This window comes from Vibrio sp. HS-50-1, from assembly GCF_024747315.1.
GTDB lineage: Bacteria > Pseudomonadota > Gammaproteobacteria > Enterobacterales > Vibrionaceae > Vibrio > Vibrio diabolicus.
The window spans coordinates 715849-730035 of the sequence record NZ_JAMPZF010000024.1; the positions used below are offsets into that span (position 1 = coordinate 715849).

The 14187-nt window shown below is 43.9% G+C and carries 12 protein-coding genes; 10 read left to right on the plus strand and 2 right to left on the minus strand.

Features of this window, described 5'->3' with window-relative positions; all coding sequences use genetic code 11:
• Nucleotides 1-12: 12 nt before the first annotated feature.
• A complete protein-coding gene (locus NDJ01_RS12860; RefSeq protein WP_006741577.1) occupies nucleotides 13-894 on the plus strand; it encodes a YjjW family glycine radical enzyme activase in 882 nt (293 codons plus the stop codon).
• Nucleotides 895-918: 24 nt separating this feature from the next.
• Here the strand turns inward: NDJ01_RS12860 and NDJ01_RS12865 are convergent, their stop codons facing one another.
• Nucleotides 919-1857 carry a LysR family transcriptional regulator gene (locus NDJ01_RS12865; protein WP_047008735.1) on the minus strand — a complete coding sequence of 313 codons (939 nt, stop codon included), beginning with the start codon at nucleotides 1855-1857 and terminating at the stop codon, nucleotides 919-921.
• Nucleotides 1858-2272: 415 nt separating this feature from the next.
• Here NDJ01_RS12865 and NDJ01_RS12870 point away from each other — a divergent pair, with 415 nt between their 5' ends.
• Nucleotides 2273-3043 carry a TerC family protein gene (locus NDJ01_RS12870; protein WP_258586799.1) on the plus strand — a complete coding sequence of 257 codons (771 nt, stop codon included), beginning with the start codon at nucleotides 2273-2275 and terminating at the stop codon, nucleotides 3041-3043.
• 160 nt (nucleotides 3044-3203) lie between these two features.
• On the plus strand, nucleotides 3204-3806 hold the full coding sequence (locus NDJ01_RS12875) for a 2OG-Fe(II) oxygenase (protein ID WP_005394168.1): 603 nt from the start codon (nucleotides 3204-3206) through the stop codon (nucleotides 3804-3806).
• 61 nt (nucleotides 3807-3867) lie between these two features.
• Here NDJ01_RS12875 and NDJ01_RS12880 read toward each other — a convergent pair whose 3' ends face one another.
• Nucleotides 3868-5133 carry an HD domain-containing phosphohydrolase gene (locus NDJ01_RS12880; protein WP_258586800.1) on the minus strand — a complete coding sequence of 422 codons (1266 nt, stop codon included), beginning with the start codon at nucleotides 5131-5133 and terminating at the stop codon, nucleotides 3868-3870.
• Nucleotides 5134-5758: 625 nt separating this feature from the next.
• Here NDJ01_RS12880 and NDJ01_RS12885 point away from each other — a divergent pair.
• From NDJ01_RS12885 to fhuB, 7 genes are all read left to right on the plus strand, one after another.
• Nucleotides 5759-6952 (plus strand): iron-containing alcohol dehydrogenase, encoded by a 1194-nt coding sequence (locus NDJ01_RS12885; RefSeq protein ID WP_258586801.1) that lies wholly within the window; start codon nucleotides 5759-5761, stop codon nucleotides 6950-6952.
• Between the two features lie 161 nt (nucleotides 6953-7113).
• Nucleotides 7114-8319 (plus strand): aromatic amino acid transport family protein, encoded by a 1206-nt coding sequence (locus NDJ01_RS12890; protein WP_258586802.1) that lies wholly within the window; start codon nucleotides 7114-7116, stop codon nucleotides 8317-8319.
• Nucleotides 8320-8593: 274 nt separating this feature from the next.
• The gene (locus NDJ01_RS12895) at nucleotides 8594-9718 is read left to right on the plus strand and encodes an HD-GYP domain-containing protein (RefSeq protein ID WP_046875226.1); all 1125 of its coding nucleotides are present in this window, start codon (nucleotides 8594-8596) and stop codon (nucleotides 9716-9718) included.
• Between the two features lie 87 nt (nucleotides 9719-9805).
• A complete protein-coding gene (locus tag NDJ01_RS12900; protein WP_005377723.1) occupies nucleotides 9806-10024 on the plus strand; it encodes a hypothetical protein in 219 nt (72 codons plus the stop codon).
• A 325-nt stretch (nucleotides 10025-10349) separates the two neighbouring features.
• On the plus strand, nucleotides 10350-11114 hold the full coding sequence (locus NDJ01_RS12905) for an ABC transporter ATP-binding protein (RefSeq protein WP_152812195.1): 765 nt from the start codon (nucleotides 10350-10352) through the stop codon (nucleotides 11112-11114).
• A gap of 10 nt (nucleotides 11115-11124) precedes the next feature.
• Nucleotides 11125-12009 (plus strand): ABC transporter substrate-binding protein, encoded by an 885-nt coding sequence (locus NDJ01_RS12910; RefSeq protein ID WP_258586803.1) that lies wholly within the window; start codon nucleotides 11125-11127, stop codon nucleotides 12007-12009.
• Nucleotides 12006-13982: a Fe(3+)-hydroxamate ABC transporter permease FhuB gene (gene fhuB / locus NDJ01_RS12915; RefSeq protein WP_258586804.1), complete on the plus strand. Its 1977-nt coding sequence runs from the start codon at nucleotides 12006-12008 to the stop codon at nucleotides 13980-13982. The genes NDJ01_RS12910 and fhuB overlap by 4 nt, the downstream gene beginning before the upstream one ends.
• The last annotated feature ends 205 nt before the right edge of the window (nucleotides 13983-14187 follow it).

The following is a 14187-nucleotide window of genomic DNA, read 5'->3' on the forward strand; positions in this document are numbered from 1 at the left end:
GGAAAGAACAAGATGTCTAGACGAAGTGGAAGCCTTTTGGCAAAAGTCACTCGTATCCTTCCTTTCTCTTGTGTTGATGGGCCAGGAAATCGTCTAGTCATCTTTCTACAGGGTTGTAACTATCAGTGTTTGAACTGTCATAACCCTCATACAATAAACCATTGTAATCACTGTGGTGATTGTGTGAGTGAGTGCCCGGCAGACGCACTGAAGTTCGACGAAAACAACAACGTTGTTTGGCTTAAAGAGGAGTGCACCCACTGCGATCATTGTATAGAGATATGTCAGAACCAATCTAATCCAAAAATTACTGACTACTCTGTGGTAACAATGCTCGATTTGATACGCAAGCATCGCTTTTTCATCAGTGGTGTTACAGTATCCGGTGGGGAATCTACCTTACAACTTCCTTTCATTATTGAGCTGTTTAAAGGGATGAAGCAAGATCCTGAGTTACAGCACCTTTCTTGTTTCATCGACAGCAATGGCTCTTTATCAGTGACAGGTTGGCAGCGTGTGCTTCCTTTTCTGGACGGTGCGATGATCGATTTGAAATCGTGGCAGACAGAGACGCACCAGTGGCTAACTGGGCGTGATAATCATCGTGTATTCAAAACGCTTCAGTACCTTGCAAAGCATGAAAAATTGTATGAAGTTCGGTTACTGCATATTCCAGGGAAAAGTGATTTAGATATAGAAATCGTAGCGATTGGGCGCTATTTGAGTACTTTACCTGAATCGGTGCTTATCCGTTTAAATGCATTTCAACATCACGGAGTCATGGGGGAGGCGCTAACCTGGGATGCGTGCTCTCGCCATGATATCGAACGCTTAAAATCAGAACTTTTACGTTACGTGAGTAACCCCATCGCAGTGCCGACTGTACTCACGTAATGCAGTTTTGATTCGTTATCTTACTCACGCATCGCACGCGTCTAGCATGGCACAGGCATCGAGCAATTGTTTTTGTAGCCATTTTAAAGCCGGATCGTTCAAGCTCGCTTTGTTCCAAACGAGGCTGTAGGCTACCTGTCCATAATCGAATGGAAGGGATTGTTCAACCAAGCCTTTTGCTTGCATGGCCGCCCTTGCCCAAAGTTTGGAACAGGTGAACAAGTAATCTGAGTGCTGACACATCACCGCAGCTGAGCCAAAATCCGCTACACGCATAGCCATGTTTCGCTTCGAGTGCCTTTGTGTGAGGTTCTGCTCGAAATAAGGTTGTGAGAGATCTTTATCATGAATCCCAATGTGTCTTGCACAGAGGTAGCTTTCAACAGACAAAGGCTGTTTAGAGAGTGGATTTGATGGTCCCATTAAACAAACCATTTCGTCTTTCAGAATGGTTTGCCATACCAAGTCTTTGTTTTGCGTGGGCGGCTGACTAAGATCGTGTGGAAGCAGCAAAAAGTCCACTTGGCCTCTTACCAACGCATCGAAACTCATTTCCTCTTTTGCATGCACATTCAAATGTGCGTGATTACCGAGTTGCTGAGATAAATGTTGTAGAACTGGCGCAAAAAGCTCAAACGAACTTTCACGCATAGCTAATGAGAAACTGCCCTGATAGTAAGCTGGATTAAATGAGCCCTGATGTAATAATCCATTCATGCTAGAGAGTATGCCATGGATTGAGGGGCCAATGTGCAGCGCAAATGCTGTTGGTACCAAGCGAGTACCATCGCGATAGAAAAGATCATCTTTCAGCGTTTCACGTAATTGCCCAAGTGTTTTACTGACGCTCGAAGGTGTTACACACAGGCGCTCTGCGGCAAGCGTAACACTGTGAGTGGTTAACAACATATGCAATACAGTGAGATGTTTTAGGCTAATGCGTGAAAGAGCAATGTAGTCCATAAATAGCATGGTTTCTTATGATTTTTGGCAGTATATCAGGATGAAACAAATTTTTACTATTGTTTATCTCGTAAATGAGCATCTTTCGCTTTGAGCTCAATGTATTTAACGTGTTGCGTAAAAATAATTTGAGCTTTGTAAGATTAAAGAACTCTCTTGGATTTGTTAGGTCTTTGGCGTTTTCCTTTCTTCAATTTTAGAATTTCTATTTTATTTATCTTTCTAGTGCGAGGGCTGAATAGTTTGTGTACGAATGAAAAGCCGTCATTACCTATTAAAAATAGCCATTGTGTTGTTGATTGTTTGGTGATTTACTCAAGATCCTTAAGTAACAGAGGTATAAATAATTAATGGACGACCCCTTTAGTCGACAGAACCCTTCACCGTATGTCTTCCCATCACTGGAGGCGTACTCATGTTAGAACTTTTCATGCAACCAGAGGCTTGGGCGATTTTTGCCACTTTGTTTGCGCTTGAAATTGTCTTAGGCGTTGATAACGTCGTTTTTATCTCCGTCCTATGTGAAAGATTGCCACAGCACCAACGTAAACTGGCAAGAAACCTTGGCATCGGCCTTGCTGTTATTGCTCGTATTGCATTGGTTTTTTCTATCTCTTGGATTATGCAGTTGACTCAACCACTGTTTTCCGTCGCAAACCAAGCGTTTACCGGAAGAGACGTGATCATGATCGCGGGTGGTGCATTCTTATTGGCAAAAAGCCTGAAAGAGTTGTGGAGCTGGTTAAATCACAATGAATCTGGCCACTCGACTCATGCTCGTACTGGATTAGCGGTAGTACTGCTGCAGATTGTTGCTGTGGATGCGGTATTCTCAATGGACTCGGTGATAACCGCCGTCGGTTTGACAAGTGATGTCCCGCTTATGGTCGCGGCGATTGTCTCGTCTGCAATCGTGATGGTAATGACTGCTGAAAAAATCAATAATCTGGTGACGCGCTATCCCGGCTTTAAAATGTTGGCATTGCTGTTCCTGGTTTTATTGGGTGGCTTATTGATGGCAGAAGGCTTCGCAATTCATATCAATAAAGGTTATGTGTACTTTGCGATGGCATTTGGTTTGATTCTGGAACTTTGTCATATCCAGCTAAAAAACAAACAGCGTCCTAGCATTAAGCGTCTTCGTCCGTTGCGAATTCGAGCAACGAGATTAGAAGCTCGTCAATAACAAACGACATTGCCGCTCACATGAGCGGCATTTTTGTATCTTGTATCGTCATTTTTAATTCTCGTTTTGCTTCATTGTCGTCTCGATAAAAAATCGCATTTGTTGTTGTGTCGCAGATTTTTTATATAGAGCGCCCAACTAACACGAGTGAACGAAAATAATGAATAAAATGATCGATGCGTTAGCAACCAATGGCTACTACATCTGGGATGATTTTCTTTCTGAACAAGAGGTGGCTCAACTGCGAGATTGCATTCCAAGCAATTGGAAAAAAGCACGTATTGGTCGTAACGATGATGTGACTCGTATTGAATCTATTCGAAGTGACAAGATTCAATGGTTATCGCCAAATATGGGGCATGCTGTTGCTTCTTACTTGGATAAAATGGAAGAGATCCGCCAAGAAGTGAACCGTCACTTGTTTCTTGGACTTTTTGAGTACGAAGCTCATTTTGCCAAGTACGAGAAAGGGGACTTCTACCAAAAACATTTAGATTGCTTCAAAGGTAACGAAAACCGTCGATTGACGACCGTTTTTTATATGAACGAATCCTGGACGGAAGAAGACGCGGGTGAATTAGTAGTATACGATTTGAATGACAATAAAATTGCAACCATTCCCCCACGCTCAGGGCGTTTGTTCGTATTCTTATCAGAGCAGTTCCCACATGAGGTGTTACCAACTAATGCCGAGCGTTTTAGTATCGCTGGTTGGTTCAGAATCAATGGTGTGCGAGATAATTTACTTGATATTGCTAGGTAGCTGTTTGTCGGCCTAGTCTTATCATCCTAAAAAAGGGGGCGTGTGTTCGCCCCTGTTTTGATTAAACGTCGGTTGAGAGTTCGTAACACTCTGTCATGTTTCGTTCTAATACCGCATAAACGTTAGAGCAGAGCTCCTCTTTGGCTATTTGCTCACCCATAATGTCGGCGATCTGTGTTTGAGTCATTCGTCCTCGATAGGGGCGATCTTGAGACAGGGCTTGGAAGACATCCGCGACAGCAATGATACGCGATGGAACATCGAGCTCGTCGCCTGTTTTGTGATAGGGATAGCCCGAGCCGTCTAAACGTTCATGATGATTGGAAGCCCACTCCGCTATTTTCGCGTTAGGGAAGACCTTATGCAATGCGAGCTGAGTATCAATGGTATGGCGTTTAATGCGTGTGTACTCTTGTTTGTTTAGAGAGCCTTCTTTGTGAAGGATTTCATCTGGTGTTTTTAACTTTCCAATATCATGCACCAGCCCCGCAATATATAACATTTCTTGGTCGTGCTCGTTTAGCCCAAGCTTAATTGCTAGATAACGAGATAATTCCGCTACTTTTTGTGAATGTTGATAAGTGAACGGGCTCTTTGCATCGACAATTTGAGCGATAAACATTCCCAAACTGTTCATATCTTGGATGGTTAATTGTTTTTGAAGCCAATCAATGCTTTTAAAATTTAGGCCTATGGTTTCAATATTTTCCGACTCCATCGCGAACCAAAACGCGTCGGTCATGACGAGTTTAATCATTGCTTCGGCCATGCTTGGATTAAACAAGGTTCCAACGTTTGCCATGATGCACTCAGCAATCAATTTCTCATGAAGCGTGACAATGTCACAGTGGCAGTTCATGACGTATTTTGAGCGCATAAAATCAAGGCGGTCTGATAAGTAGAGCAGGGCGGCCACCTCTTTTTCAAAAGGCGGTAAATCGAGCTCTTTTAGTTCGCTCCAATGTGTATGGTGGTAAAGAACTGGTGTCGCAAATTGGCGCAACAAACGACACTGCTTGAGGCTTCGGTACCCTCTTAAGCAGTGTGTTTTCACGTCTTGTGGCACCAGCTCTCCAAGTAACATTTTATGTTCTTGTGTTTCGGAGACTCCACAGTCGTGGATCATACCCGCGAAGTAACAAAACTCCGCTTTTTCTGGCTCCCAACCCATGACGCGAGCACATTGGTAAGCGATATAAGCGACACGATGGCTGTGGTGAGTATCGTCAACACCGACATAATCGAGTGCTCGAGCAACCCAGATAAGTGCTTGTTTTAGATCGACTTCAAAGCCCGTGTCCGTATGGGAATGGCAAGAATGATTCATGGTTTATACCGACATTGCTAATTAGCCCACGCGAAACCCAAATCAGAAGGTGATAGGAAAATTGGGTACGACAGCGAATAGACCCCAAAAAGGTGGGCGTTTAGACGTAGTTTTAATTATGGGGCGGATAATAATCCTAGTTGCATAACAATATCACCTGAAGCTCATGATTAAGAGTCAGTTATTTGAACTAAGTATTAGTTTTGAAAGATTATTGTTGCTTTTATTGACTTATTTGAAAACGACAATAAATCATGATGTAACGCATTCTTATTTGTATTTTTATAAGTGATGTTCGGATTAGATTACTGATATACCGTACCGTTATGTGATTAAGCAGAATCCATATTTTTGAGTTTGTATGAATGATAAGGCACCTTCAATAACCACTTTATGATCGGCAAAGCCGAAGGGGGGTGAGTTATTAAGGTAACGCTAATGGAAAATCATAAAAAATAATTTTCTCTACAGCTCATGTGGTGTGGGGAGATCAAGATAACGGTATTACTCCCTCAGCAGCATTTATGTGTTGATGGAATGACTTAATTAAAAAATGTGTGATTGCAAAGTAAGCATAGGTGATAAAAGTAGCTAGAATGATAGCTCTAAATGAAAAGGATTTCGTATGTTGAAGCATCGCTTATATCGGACCTACACCGCAGGGCTAAAAATAGCAGCTCTTATCCTTCCTATGCCGAGACCAACCTTGTTTTCCGGCCCTGGTTCGATGAATGAGCTATTAGAACCGATGACCGAACTGGGATTTAAACGCGTCTTATTAGTTACCGACGAAGGGTTAGTCCAAGTCGGTATTGTCGATAAGGTGCTCAAGGCGGCAGCACAACTCGATTTACAGTTAGATGTTTTCTCGAAAGTGCAGCCCGATCCTACCTATGATCAGGTAGAAAGCGGTCTAGAGGCTTACTATCGTTTTCATTGTGAGGGCATATTAGCTTTGGGTGGTGGCTCGGCAATGGACTGCGCAAAGGTCATTGCTGCGAAAGTTACCAATAAACGGCCAATAAAAAAGTTAGCTGGACTATTGAAAGTATGGCGAATGCCAGCGCCTCTGTTTGCTATTCCAACGACCGCAGGAACAGGAAGTGAGGTCACCATCGCCGCGGTCGTATCAGATCCCTCCTCACACATTAAAACCCCTTTGATGGATCCAAAGTTGGTGCCACTAATGGCAGCTTTAGATGCGAATTTAATGATTGGTTTGCCTCCTAAGATCACGGCTGATACTGGCGTTGATGCATTAACTCACGCTATTGAGGCGTATGTGTCGAGAAATGCTACTCAAGAAACTAGGGCTTATTCTGTTGCGGCCATTAAGTTAATTTTTAAGTATCTTCCTCGGGTCGTAGAACAAGGGGATGATGTTGAAGCTCGACATAAAATGGCCATGGCATCCTATTACGCAGGTTTAGCATTTACGAAAGCGAGTTTGGGTTATGTTCATGCGTTTGCTCACACATTCGGTGCGAAATATGGAATACCTCATGGCATGGCAAACGGATTAGCCTTGTTACCTGTGCTGCGCTTTTCATTATCAGAGATAGAGCCTCAACTAAGAAAACTCGATGCGTTGACGGCCGAAGGGCAGTCAGGTGAGGCGAGTGCTCAACACTTTTTGACGCATGTGGAGTCTTTGTTTGCAAGCATTGATATTAAGCAGAAAAGTGCACTCATTCAGCGCGAAGATGCTGATGCGCTTGTAGATTTAATTCTGAAAGAGGCGCACTGGAATTACCCTGTCCCTAAGTTCATGAGCAGGGAAGAATGTACTCAGCTATTGTTGGAAATTAGTAGTGTGTAAGTTATTATTTACACTTATGGTTTTTTATCCTTACACTTTGCTTGATCTTCTGCTGAAGATCCTACAATATCGACAGCATTACAAATATGGTGTTGGTTTCGGTACGCCGTTGCCCGATCTAATACCGATAATTCCTAATAAAGTGTAAAGATAAATATACAATGAGTCGTTCTAAAGTATTCGGTAGTACTCTAATTATCGCGGGAACTACAATCGGTGCTGGCATGCTAGCCCTTCCACTTGCCTCTGCCGGCATTGGTTTTTCAACTTCAATCATCATCATGCTCAGTTTATGGGCTCTGATGGCTTTCACTGCCTTACTCATGCTTGAGCTTCATCAGCATGCAGAAAGTAGTGCAACTCTTCATACTTTAGCGAAACAGATCCTAGGCCAAAAAGGCAAGTGGGTGGCAAGTTTTGCGATGCTGTTTCTGTTCTACTCATTGTGTGCAGCGTACATCGCTGGCGGTGGTGCTCAGTTCGGAGAGCGCCTTGCACAATGGTTTGACCTTGATATTTCAGGGCCTACATCAACGATAATCTTTACCTTGATTGTGACTTTAGTTGTGACAGTTGGTACAGGTACGGTCGATAAAGTTAACCGCGTGTTGTTCGCGATGAAACTTGTTGCGATGGTTGCTGTGCTTTCTTTTCTTGCTCCAAACGTTACAGAATCTTACTTATTGAGTATGCCGATTGAGCAAGGTCTTATTGTAGCGGCGATTCCTGTTATCTTTACTTCGTTTGGTTTTCACGGAAGTATTCCGGCAATTGTGAATTACTTAGATGGCGATACTTCTTCTTTGCGCAAAGCCGTTATTATTGGCTCGACGATCCCGCTCGTGATTTACATCTTTTGGCAGATCGTGACATTGGGTGTGGTTAGCCAAAGTACGCTTATTGAAAACGGCGGGTTGAGCGCCCTTATTGGTCAACTATCGCAGACGGTGCACCAATCAAACTTAGGCAACATTGTCGGTGTATTTGCTGATTTGGCACTGTTAACGTCATTTCTTGGTGTGAGTTTGGGTCTATTCGAATTTTTGGGTGATACCATCAAAGGGAGCAACGATAAGCCTAATCGCTTGGTTGCGGCACTCGTGACGTTTACCCCACCGCTGGGCTTCGCACTTTTTTACCCTCAAGGCTTTATTATGGCTTTGGGTTATGCAGCGATTGCCTTAGCGATTTTAGCCATCTTTTTACCTCTGGTTATGGTGATCAAGGTTCGTAAATCGGATGATTTTACAGGAGAGTACCGAGTAGCTGGTGGCCAAGGCGCATTAGTGATAACGGGTATCGCTGGCACAGGTATCGTATTAGCTCAGCTGTTAATTACGCTGGGTGTGCTTCCTGCTCTGGGCTAGTTATTTAGAACGTTCTCTGAATAACCTCTAGTTACTGAATCCATCGTAATCAATCAGTATTGTTAAGCCAACGAGTTTCGCTCGTTGGCTTTTTTAATCTGGATCAAATTACCGTAAGATATTCGGTGAAAGAATTGGTAGAAATGTGCTTTTATTTCGTACACTTAAGTTGTGGTATATCGATAATTTAAGTGGAGAAAACCGCTCAAAATACCATTGAATTTGCAACACAATGAGCTTCTCTTGTTTCTCTGCTTGGGTGTGGAGGTGAAGTATGGCGCACCGGAGTTTTTACCCGTTTGCAAAACCGCTTAATGAGCAACTGCAAACGCTAAAGGGCAGGATGCAGGCGCACTTGCCGTGTATTGATAGGGTGTCATTTGCTAAATATCACCCAGACCAAGATGTGCTCAAATCATTTGCAGAAAGTGAGTTCGACACTTGGTGTTTAGCCCACCATGAGTCAGCATTCCGTAAACTCCACCACCTCAATATTGCCTCCAAAAACGCGATTCCTCGCATCGTCGAAGACCTTCACGATATTAATCATTGTCCTCGGGTTCAAACCTTACTCAAACACGGATACCAGTCGTCGGTTGCGATTCCTTGTTACGACAATAAAGCATTTACAGGCTTTGTGTTTTTAAATTCCACTCAGCCCAATGCGTTTAGCTTAGAAGCGTTGAATAGTCTCAAACCTTATTTCGAAATGATTCAATTTGCGGTTGAATCAGAAGACCACGTCGTTAGCGCGATAGAAACGTTGGCGAACCGAATGCAATGTATGATGCCAGGCTACTCCCCTGAGTTTTACGCGCATACCAAACGAATGAAGTACTACAGCCAAGTCATCGCAACGCAGTTAGCGGATCGTTATCACCTGAATGATGAAATGGTCGAAGATATTGGTATTTTTGCTCAATTCCATGCGCTCAGTGATGTTCAGCTGCCAGTTGAAATTGCTAGTCGCCGAACAAATTATACTCAAGAACAAGAGGCGATATTGATGCAACATATTGAGCGTTGCATCGACTCGGCCGATGACATAGTGGCTCGTATCGGAAATCCGGTTCACCCGAGTGTGACTTTGTTTTTGCAGATGGTTACTTATCAATACGAAAACTTAAATGGTACTGGTTATCCGTATGGTTTAACCAGTGACGATATACCAATCGCCGCGCAAATTACGGCTGTCGCGAATGCCTTTGATTTTATGACGACGCACCATCCGTACAGACAAGCGTGGTCCATCCCATACGCATTGTTAGAACTTGAAAAATGGGTATATCAGGGATGGTTATCTCGAGAATGTGTTAATGCTCTGCGAGAGCATCAAGGTTATATAAAGAAAATCATCCACAAATATCCGGAGCACTATACAGGCTTGGGGTTAATGTGAAGAGCAGTAACGAAGTTGAAATGTTGACGAGGAGGAATATTTAAACAATACTGTTTTTATATACAGTAATAAGTTTGGAGGTGAAGTATGTTGTGGGAAACCCTTGAAAGAGTAAACCGCTTACGCCAACAAGCACTTGCAAATCCTGAGTTTGTTGAGTCAGCAAAAGAGCACGAACAAGCACTTCAGGAGCAAGAATACCATTATCAAACGAAGAAAAAGCGTTCAGCCAAAGACAAACAAGGTAAAAAGTCGCTGGCCGATATCTATAAAGAAGTAGAGTTTGGCGCTGACGCTCGTCATTAATTTATTCACTGCGGCATTTCTCATTTCTTCATGCGCCGCAGTATTCATTTAAATTTATGCGAGGGCAGTGGTAGACCGCTGCTCTCGTTGACCTGCCGACAATCCACTAATGAAGTCATCCGCAACAAATAATCATTAACGCTTAGTAATTCTCTCAATGATCTTGCTGATGTAATGATAATGACAACGGTTTGCATTTGTATCTTTGTTGTTATATAAAACCTCCCTTATCAATCGTTCTGTTGAATAAGAACGGCAAACGTGATGAACGAATGAAAGCGATTGATTAGCTTTCATTTGTGAATGGCTATTAGGTGAAGTAGGGATGTTGGAAGCTAAAGCACTCCAGTTTGAGATTGAAGGCAAGTCATTGCTAAAAGCGTTTGATGTGACATTTGAACCTGGAAAAACATACGCTCTTGTTGGGCACAATGGTTCAGGAAAATCCACATTGTTAAAGTTGCTGGCACAGCAACAGCCATACACCGCTGGTGACGTGGTTCTGCATGGAACGAGCATTAACGATCTCTCAGCGAAAAAATTCGCCCAACACATTGCCTACTTGCCTCAGCATCTTCCGGTGACCGACAGTATTTTAGGTCGTGATTTAGTCGGTTTTGGTCGTTACCCATGGCATGGTTTACTTGGTCGTTTGAGCAAGAAAGATCATGACATTGTTGAAGAATCAATGGCGATGACAGGAACACTAAAATACGCAGATCGCTTAGTTGATACGCTATCTGGAGGGGAGCGCCAACGAGTGTGGCTAGCCATGCTATTAGCGCAAAAAACCGAGTATTTGCTTCTTGATGAGCCTTTGTCTGCGTTAGATATTAGCCATCAAGTCGATATGTTGAGGCTCATCTCTAAACTCAGTAAAGAGTTGGGTTTGGGCGTTATTATCGTATTGCACGACATCAACTTAGCGGCGCGCTTTTGCGATCATATCGTTGCATTACATCAAGGTGATTTGATTGCACAAGGCAATGTTGAACAGGTGTTTACTGAACCTAAGCTGAGGGACATATACGGGATAGAGATGAAGATCTCTGACCACCCTGCGGGTTATCCGGTGGCGATGCCAAGCTAGAGGTTGAATAATGAGCAGTACAAACACTCGACTTAAGCATTTCTCTTTCGTTCTCTCACTTAGTGCGCTTTTGGTCAGTTCCTTTCAAGCAGTAGCTGAGGCGTCACCTCGGGTGATGTCGGTTGATTGGACACAAACTGAAACGATGTTGGCGTTAGGGGTCGTGCCCGTAGGCGTCGCTCAAGGGCAAGATTACGATGCTTGGGTAAAATCGCCACCGTTACCACCTCAAACTAAGGATGTAGGGTTAAGAACTCAACCCAATATAGAGCGTATTTACGAGCTCAGACCTGACCGTATTTTTATTGCCCCGTACTTCTCCTCAATGAAGCATCGCTTAGTCGATATCGCCCCCGTTACCACGATTGACTTATATGAAAGCGGGATTACAGATTGGTCGGTACTTACTCGTTTCACTCGGAGGTTTGGTGAAGAGCTAGGAAGAGAAGCGGAAGCTGAGGCACTTATACAAAAATATGAAGAACGTTTCTCTTTATTAAAACAGCGCATAAACAAAGACCAGCCGCCGCTTTTAATGATTCAGTTTATGGATACGAAGCACGTTCGTGTTTTTGGTCAGAATAGTCTTTACTCTCAGGCTATCGAAAAGATTGGGCTGAGTAATGCGTGGAACGAAGAGACAAATAGCTGGGGCTTCAGCTTAGTCGGCATCGATAAGTTAGCAGGTATAAGAGCCCAAATTGTTATCGTTGAGCCATTGCCTCACGGTGGCGAAAAGCAGCTCTCTCAAGATCCGTTTTGGCAATACGTTGTTCAACAGTCTGGTGAGAAGGTCATGCAAGTCGCGCCTGTTTGGAGTTTTGGTTCTATGCCTTCAGCGCTTCGGTTCGCGGAGTTAGTTACGGCGAGTAAGGTCGAGGAGTTAGAACAATGAAAACCATGCCTTTAAGCCTTGTGGTGTTACTTTCGGCATTTACCTTTTCTATTGGTGCTTTCCAATTGTATCAAGCAAGTTCATTCTCACTGGCTCTTAGCAGTTTATGGAAACCTAACTTTCAATCTATCGATTCCGTCTTACTTCACTTTAGCTGGTGGCCTCGAGTCTTCACCACGATTATTTCTGGTGCTGGATTAGCGGTTGCTGGGGTATTGATGCAGCAAGTTCTGCGTAACCCTCTCGCTTCACCCACGACACTTGGTGTGGCGAGCGGTTCAAGTTTTGCTCTGATGTTAGCTACGCTATTTGCACCTTGGATGTTGGATATTGCGCCTAATTTGGTTGCTCTCATCGGCGGTGTGATATCGATGGGATTGGTGATGTTGTTGTCATGGCGACGAGCGTTATCTCCAACGGTTGTCGTCGTTTCTGGGTTAGTGATAAACCTGTACTTTGCATCATTAAGTACGGTTATTCTGATGATGAATACCGAAAAGCTGAATGGATTAATGATATGGGGAGCGGGCTCGCTTGTTCAAAGCGGATGGGGAGATTTCTCGTATCTTGCACCTCGAATCGCACTTGCCACGGTTATCGCATTTGTGTTTGCAAAGCCGTTAAGCTTATTGGAGCTCTCTGAGCAAGGTGCTAAAAGTTTAGGTGTCTCGCTAGCCAAACTGCGCTTTGTCTGTCTTGGGCTTGCGGTACTAATCACTTCTTGGGTAGTTTCTGCAGTAGGAATTATCGGTTTCATCGGGTTAGCAGCGCCTGCGATTACTCGATTGATAGGTATCAATAAAATCCAGCATAAGCTTTGGGTATCAATGCTGATTGGTGCCATGTTATTGACTTTAACCGATTTGGTTATTCAGCAACTGCCAGGGCTGATGGCGAGTTTTATACCAACGGGAGCAGCAACGGCTGCATTGGGCGCTCCACTACTGTTATGGTTGTTACCTCGCTTATCACAAAAGACGCAGGGCCATACTCAAACAGTGTTAACTCGACACCGTCAACATGTTTACAAGCTAAACCCTAAAGCGATCTCATTGGCGTTGATCGGCACGTTAATTTCCGTTGTTCTTTTTGCCACGGTTGCTGTGCAAAATGAAGGGTGGACAAACTTATTTTCTAGCCAAAATTGGATTTTTTTGGAATGGCGCGCGCCTCGATTATTTGCAGCAGCAATTGCGGGGGCAATGTTGGCGATTGCTGGGACCATGATTCAACGCCTAAGTGGAAACCCAATGGCAAGTCCTGAAGTGATCGGTATCAGTTCAGGGACAGCGATGGGATTGATCATCGCGATGTTTACTGGGTTTGGTTCGTCAATTTTCACTCTTTCTTTAGGCGGGCTTGTAGGTGCATTAGCGACGGTATTGGTCATTGTGCTGCTAAACCGTAAATCAGGTTTTCAGCCGGAGCGTATTTTGTTGACTGGTATTGCTATTACCGCACTGATGAATGCAATACAGAGCTTTATTCTAGCCACTGGTGACCCAAGAAGTTATCAAGCATTGGCTTGGTTGTCTGGGTCTACCTACTATGTTTCGGTTGAAACGTTACTCCCATTGTCTTTATCTGCGCTTGTCTTTATAGGGTTGAGTTTTCTCTGCGTAAGATGGCTAGATATTCTTCCTGTTGGCGCCGCTTCCTCTAAAGCACTTGGGATTCGCGTTGATCGTTCGCGCGCGATACTGCTGCTTTTAGTTGCTTGTCTCACGGTCAGTGCGACATTGGTTGTTGGTCCTATTAGCTTTGTTGGGTTACTGGCTCCGCATTTAGCTCGCTTATTTGGCTTTAACAAAGCGTCACAACACATGTTATGCGCCGCGATATTGGGTTCCGGCGTGATGTTGTTGGCCGATTGGTTGGGACGACAAGTTCTTTACCCGCAAGAAATACCAACAGGGCTGATGGCGTCTCTCATTGGCGGTTTGTATCTGATGTGGGGATTACGCCGTTTATAGATACCAGCTAAGCCTCAACGAAGAAAGTACTTATACAACAAACAAGCACTCGCAATGGCATTGGTAACCTATGCCACTGCGAGTGCCTTATGCAAAAACCTCTGGTTTGTCTTTATGGAAACAACTGGCGATGCCGTAACTCGCTTTTCTTTCAGCGTTCGCTGAAGTCATGAAGGGTTAGTTTGGCTGCCGACAAAAAAGGAGA

What these genes read in the sequence shown, in the direction of transcription:
- NDJ01_RS12860 (WP_006741577.1), top strand. Translation starts at nt 13, where the DNA reads ATGTCTAGACGAAGTGGAAGCCTTTTGGCAAAAGTCACTCGTATCCTT.
- NDJ01_RS12865 (WP_047008735.1), bottom strand. Translation starts at nt 1,857, where the DNA reads ATGGACTACATTGCTCTTTCACGCATTAGCCTAAAACATCTCACTGTA.
- NDJ01_RS12870 (WP_258586799.1), top strand. Translation starts at nt 2,273, where the DNA reads ATGTTAGAACTTTTCATGCAACCAGAGGCTTGGGCGATTTTTGCCACT.
- NDJ01_RS12875 (WP_005394168.1), top strand. Translation starts at nt 3,204, where the DNA reads ATGAATAAAATGATCGATGCGTTAGCAACCAATGGCTACTACATCTGG.
- NDJ01_RS12880 (WP_258586800.1), bottom strand. Translation starts at nt 5,133, where the DNA reads ATGAATCATTCTTGCCATTCCCATACGGACACGGGCTTTGAAGTCGAT.
- NDJ01_RS12885 (WP_258586801.1), top strand. Translation starts at nt 5,759, where the DNA reads ATGTTGAAGCATCGCTTATATCGGACCTACACCGCAGGGCTAAAAATA.
- NDJ01_RS12890 (WP_258586802.1), top strand. Translation starts at nt 7,114, where the DNA reads ATGAGTCGTTCTAAAGTATTCGGTAGTACTCTAATTATCGCGGGAACT.
- NDJ01_RS12895 (WP_046875226.1), top strand. Translation starts at nt 8,594, where the DNA reads ATGGCGCACCGGAGTTTTTACCCGTTTGCAAAACCGCTTAATGAGCAA.
- NDJ01_RS12900 (WP_005377723.1), top strand. Translation starts at nt 9,806, where the DNA reads ATGTTGTGGGAAACCCTTGAAAGAGTAAACCGCTTACGCCAACAAGCA.
- NDJ01_RS12905 (WP_152812195.1), top strand. Translation starts at nt 10,350, where the DNA reads ATGTTGGAAGCTAAAGCACTCCAGTTTGAGATTGAAGGCAAGTCATTG.
- NDJ01_RS12910 (WP_258586803.1), top strand. Translation starts at nt 11,125, where the DNA reads ATGAGCAGTACAAACACTCGACTTAAGCATTTCTCTTTCGTTCTCTCA.
- fhuB (WP_258586804.1), top strand. Translation starts at nt 12,006, where the DNA reads ATGAAAACCATGCCTTTAAGCCTTGTGGTGTTACTTTCGGCATTTACC.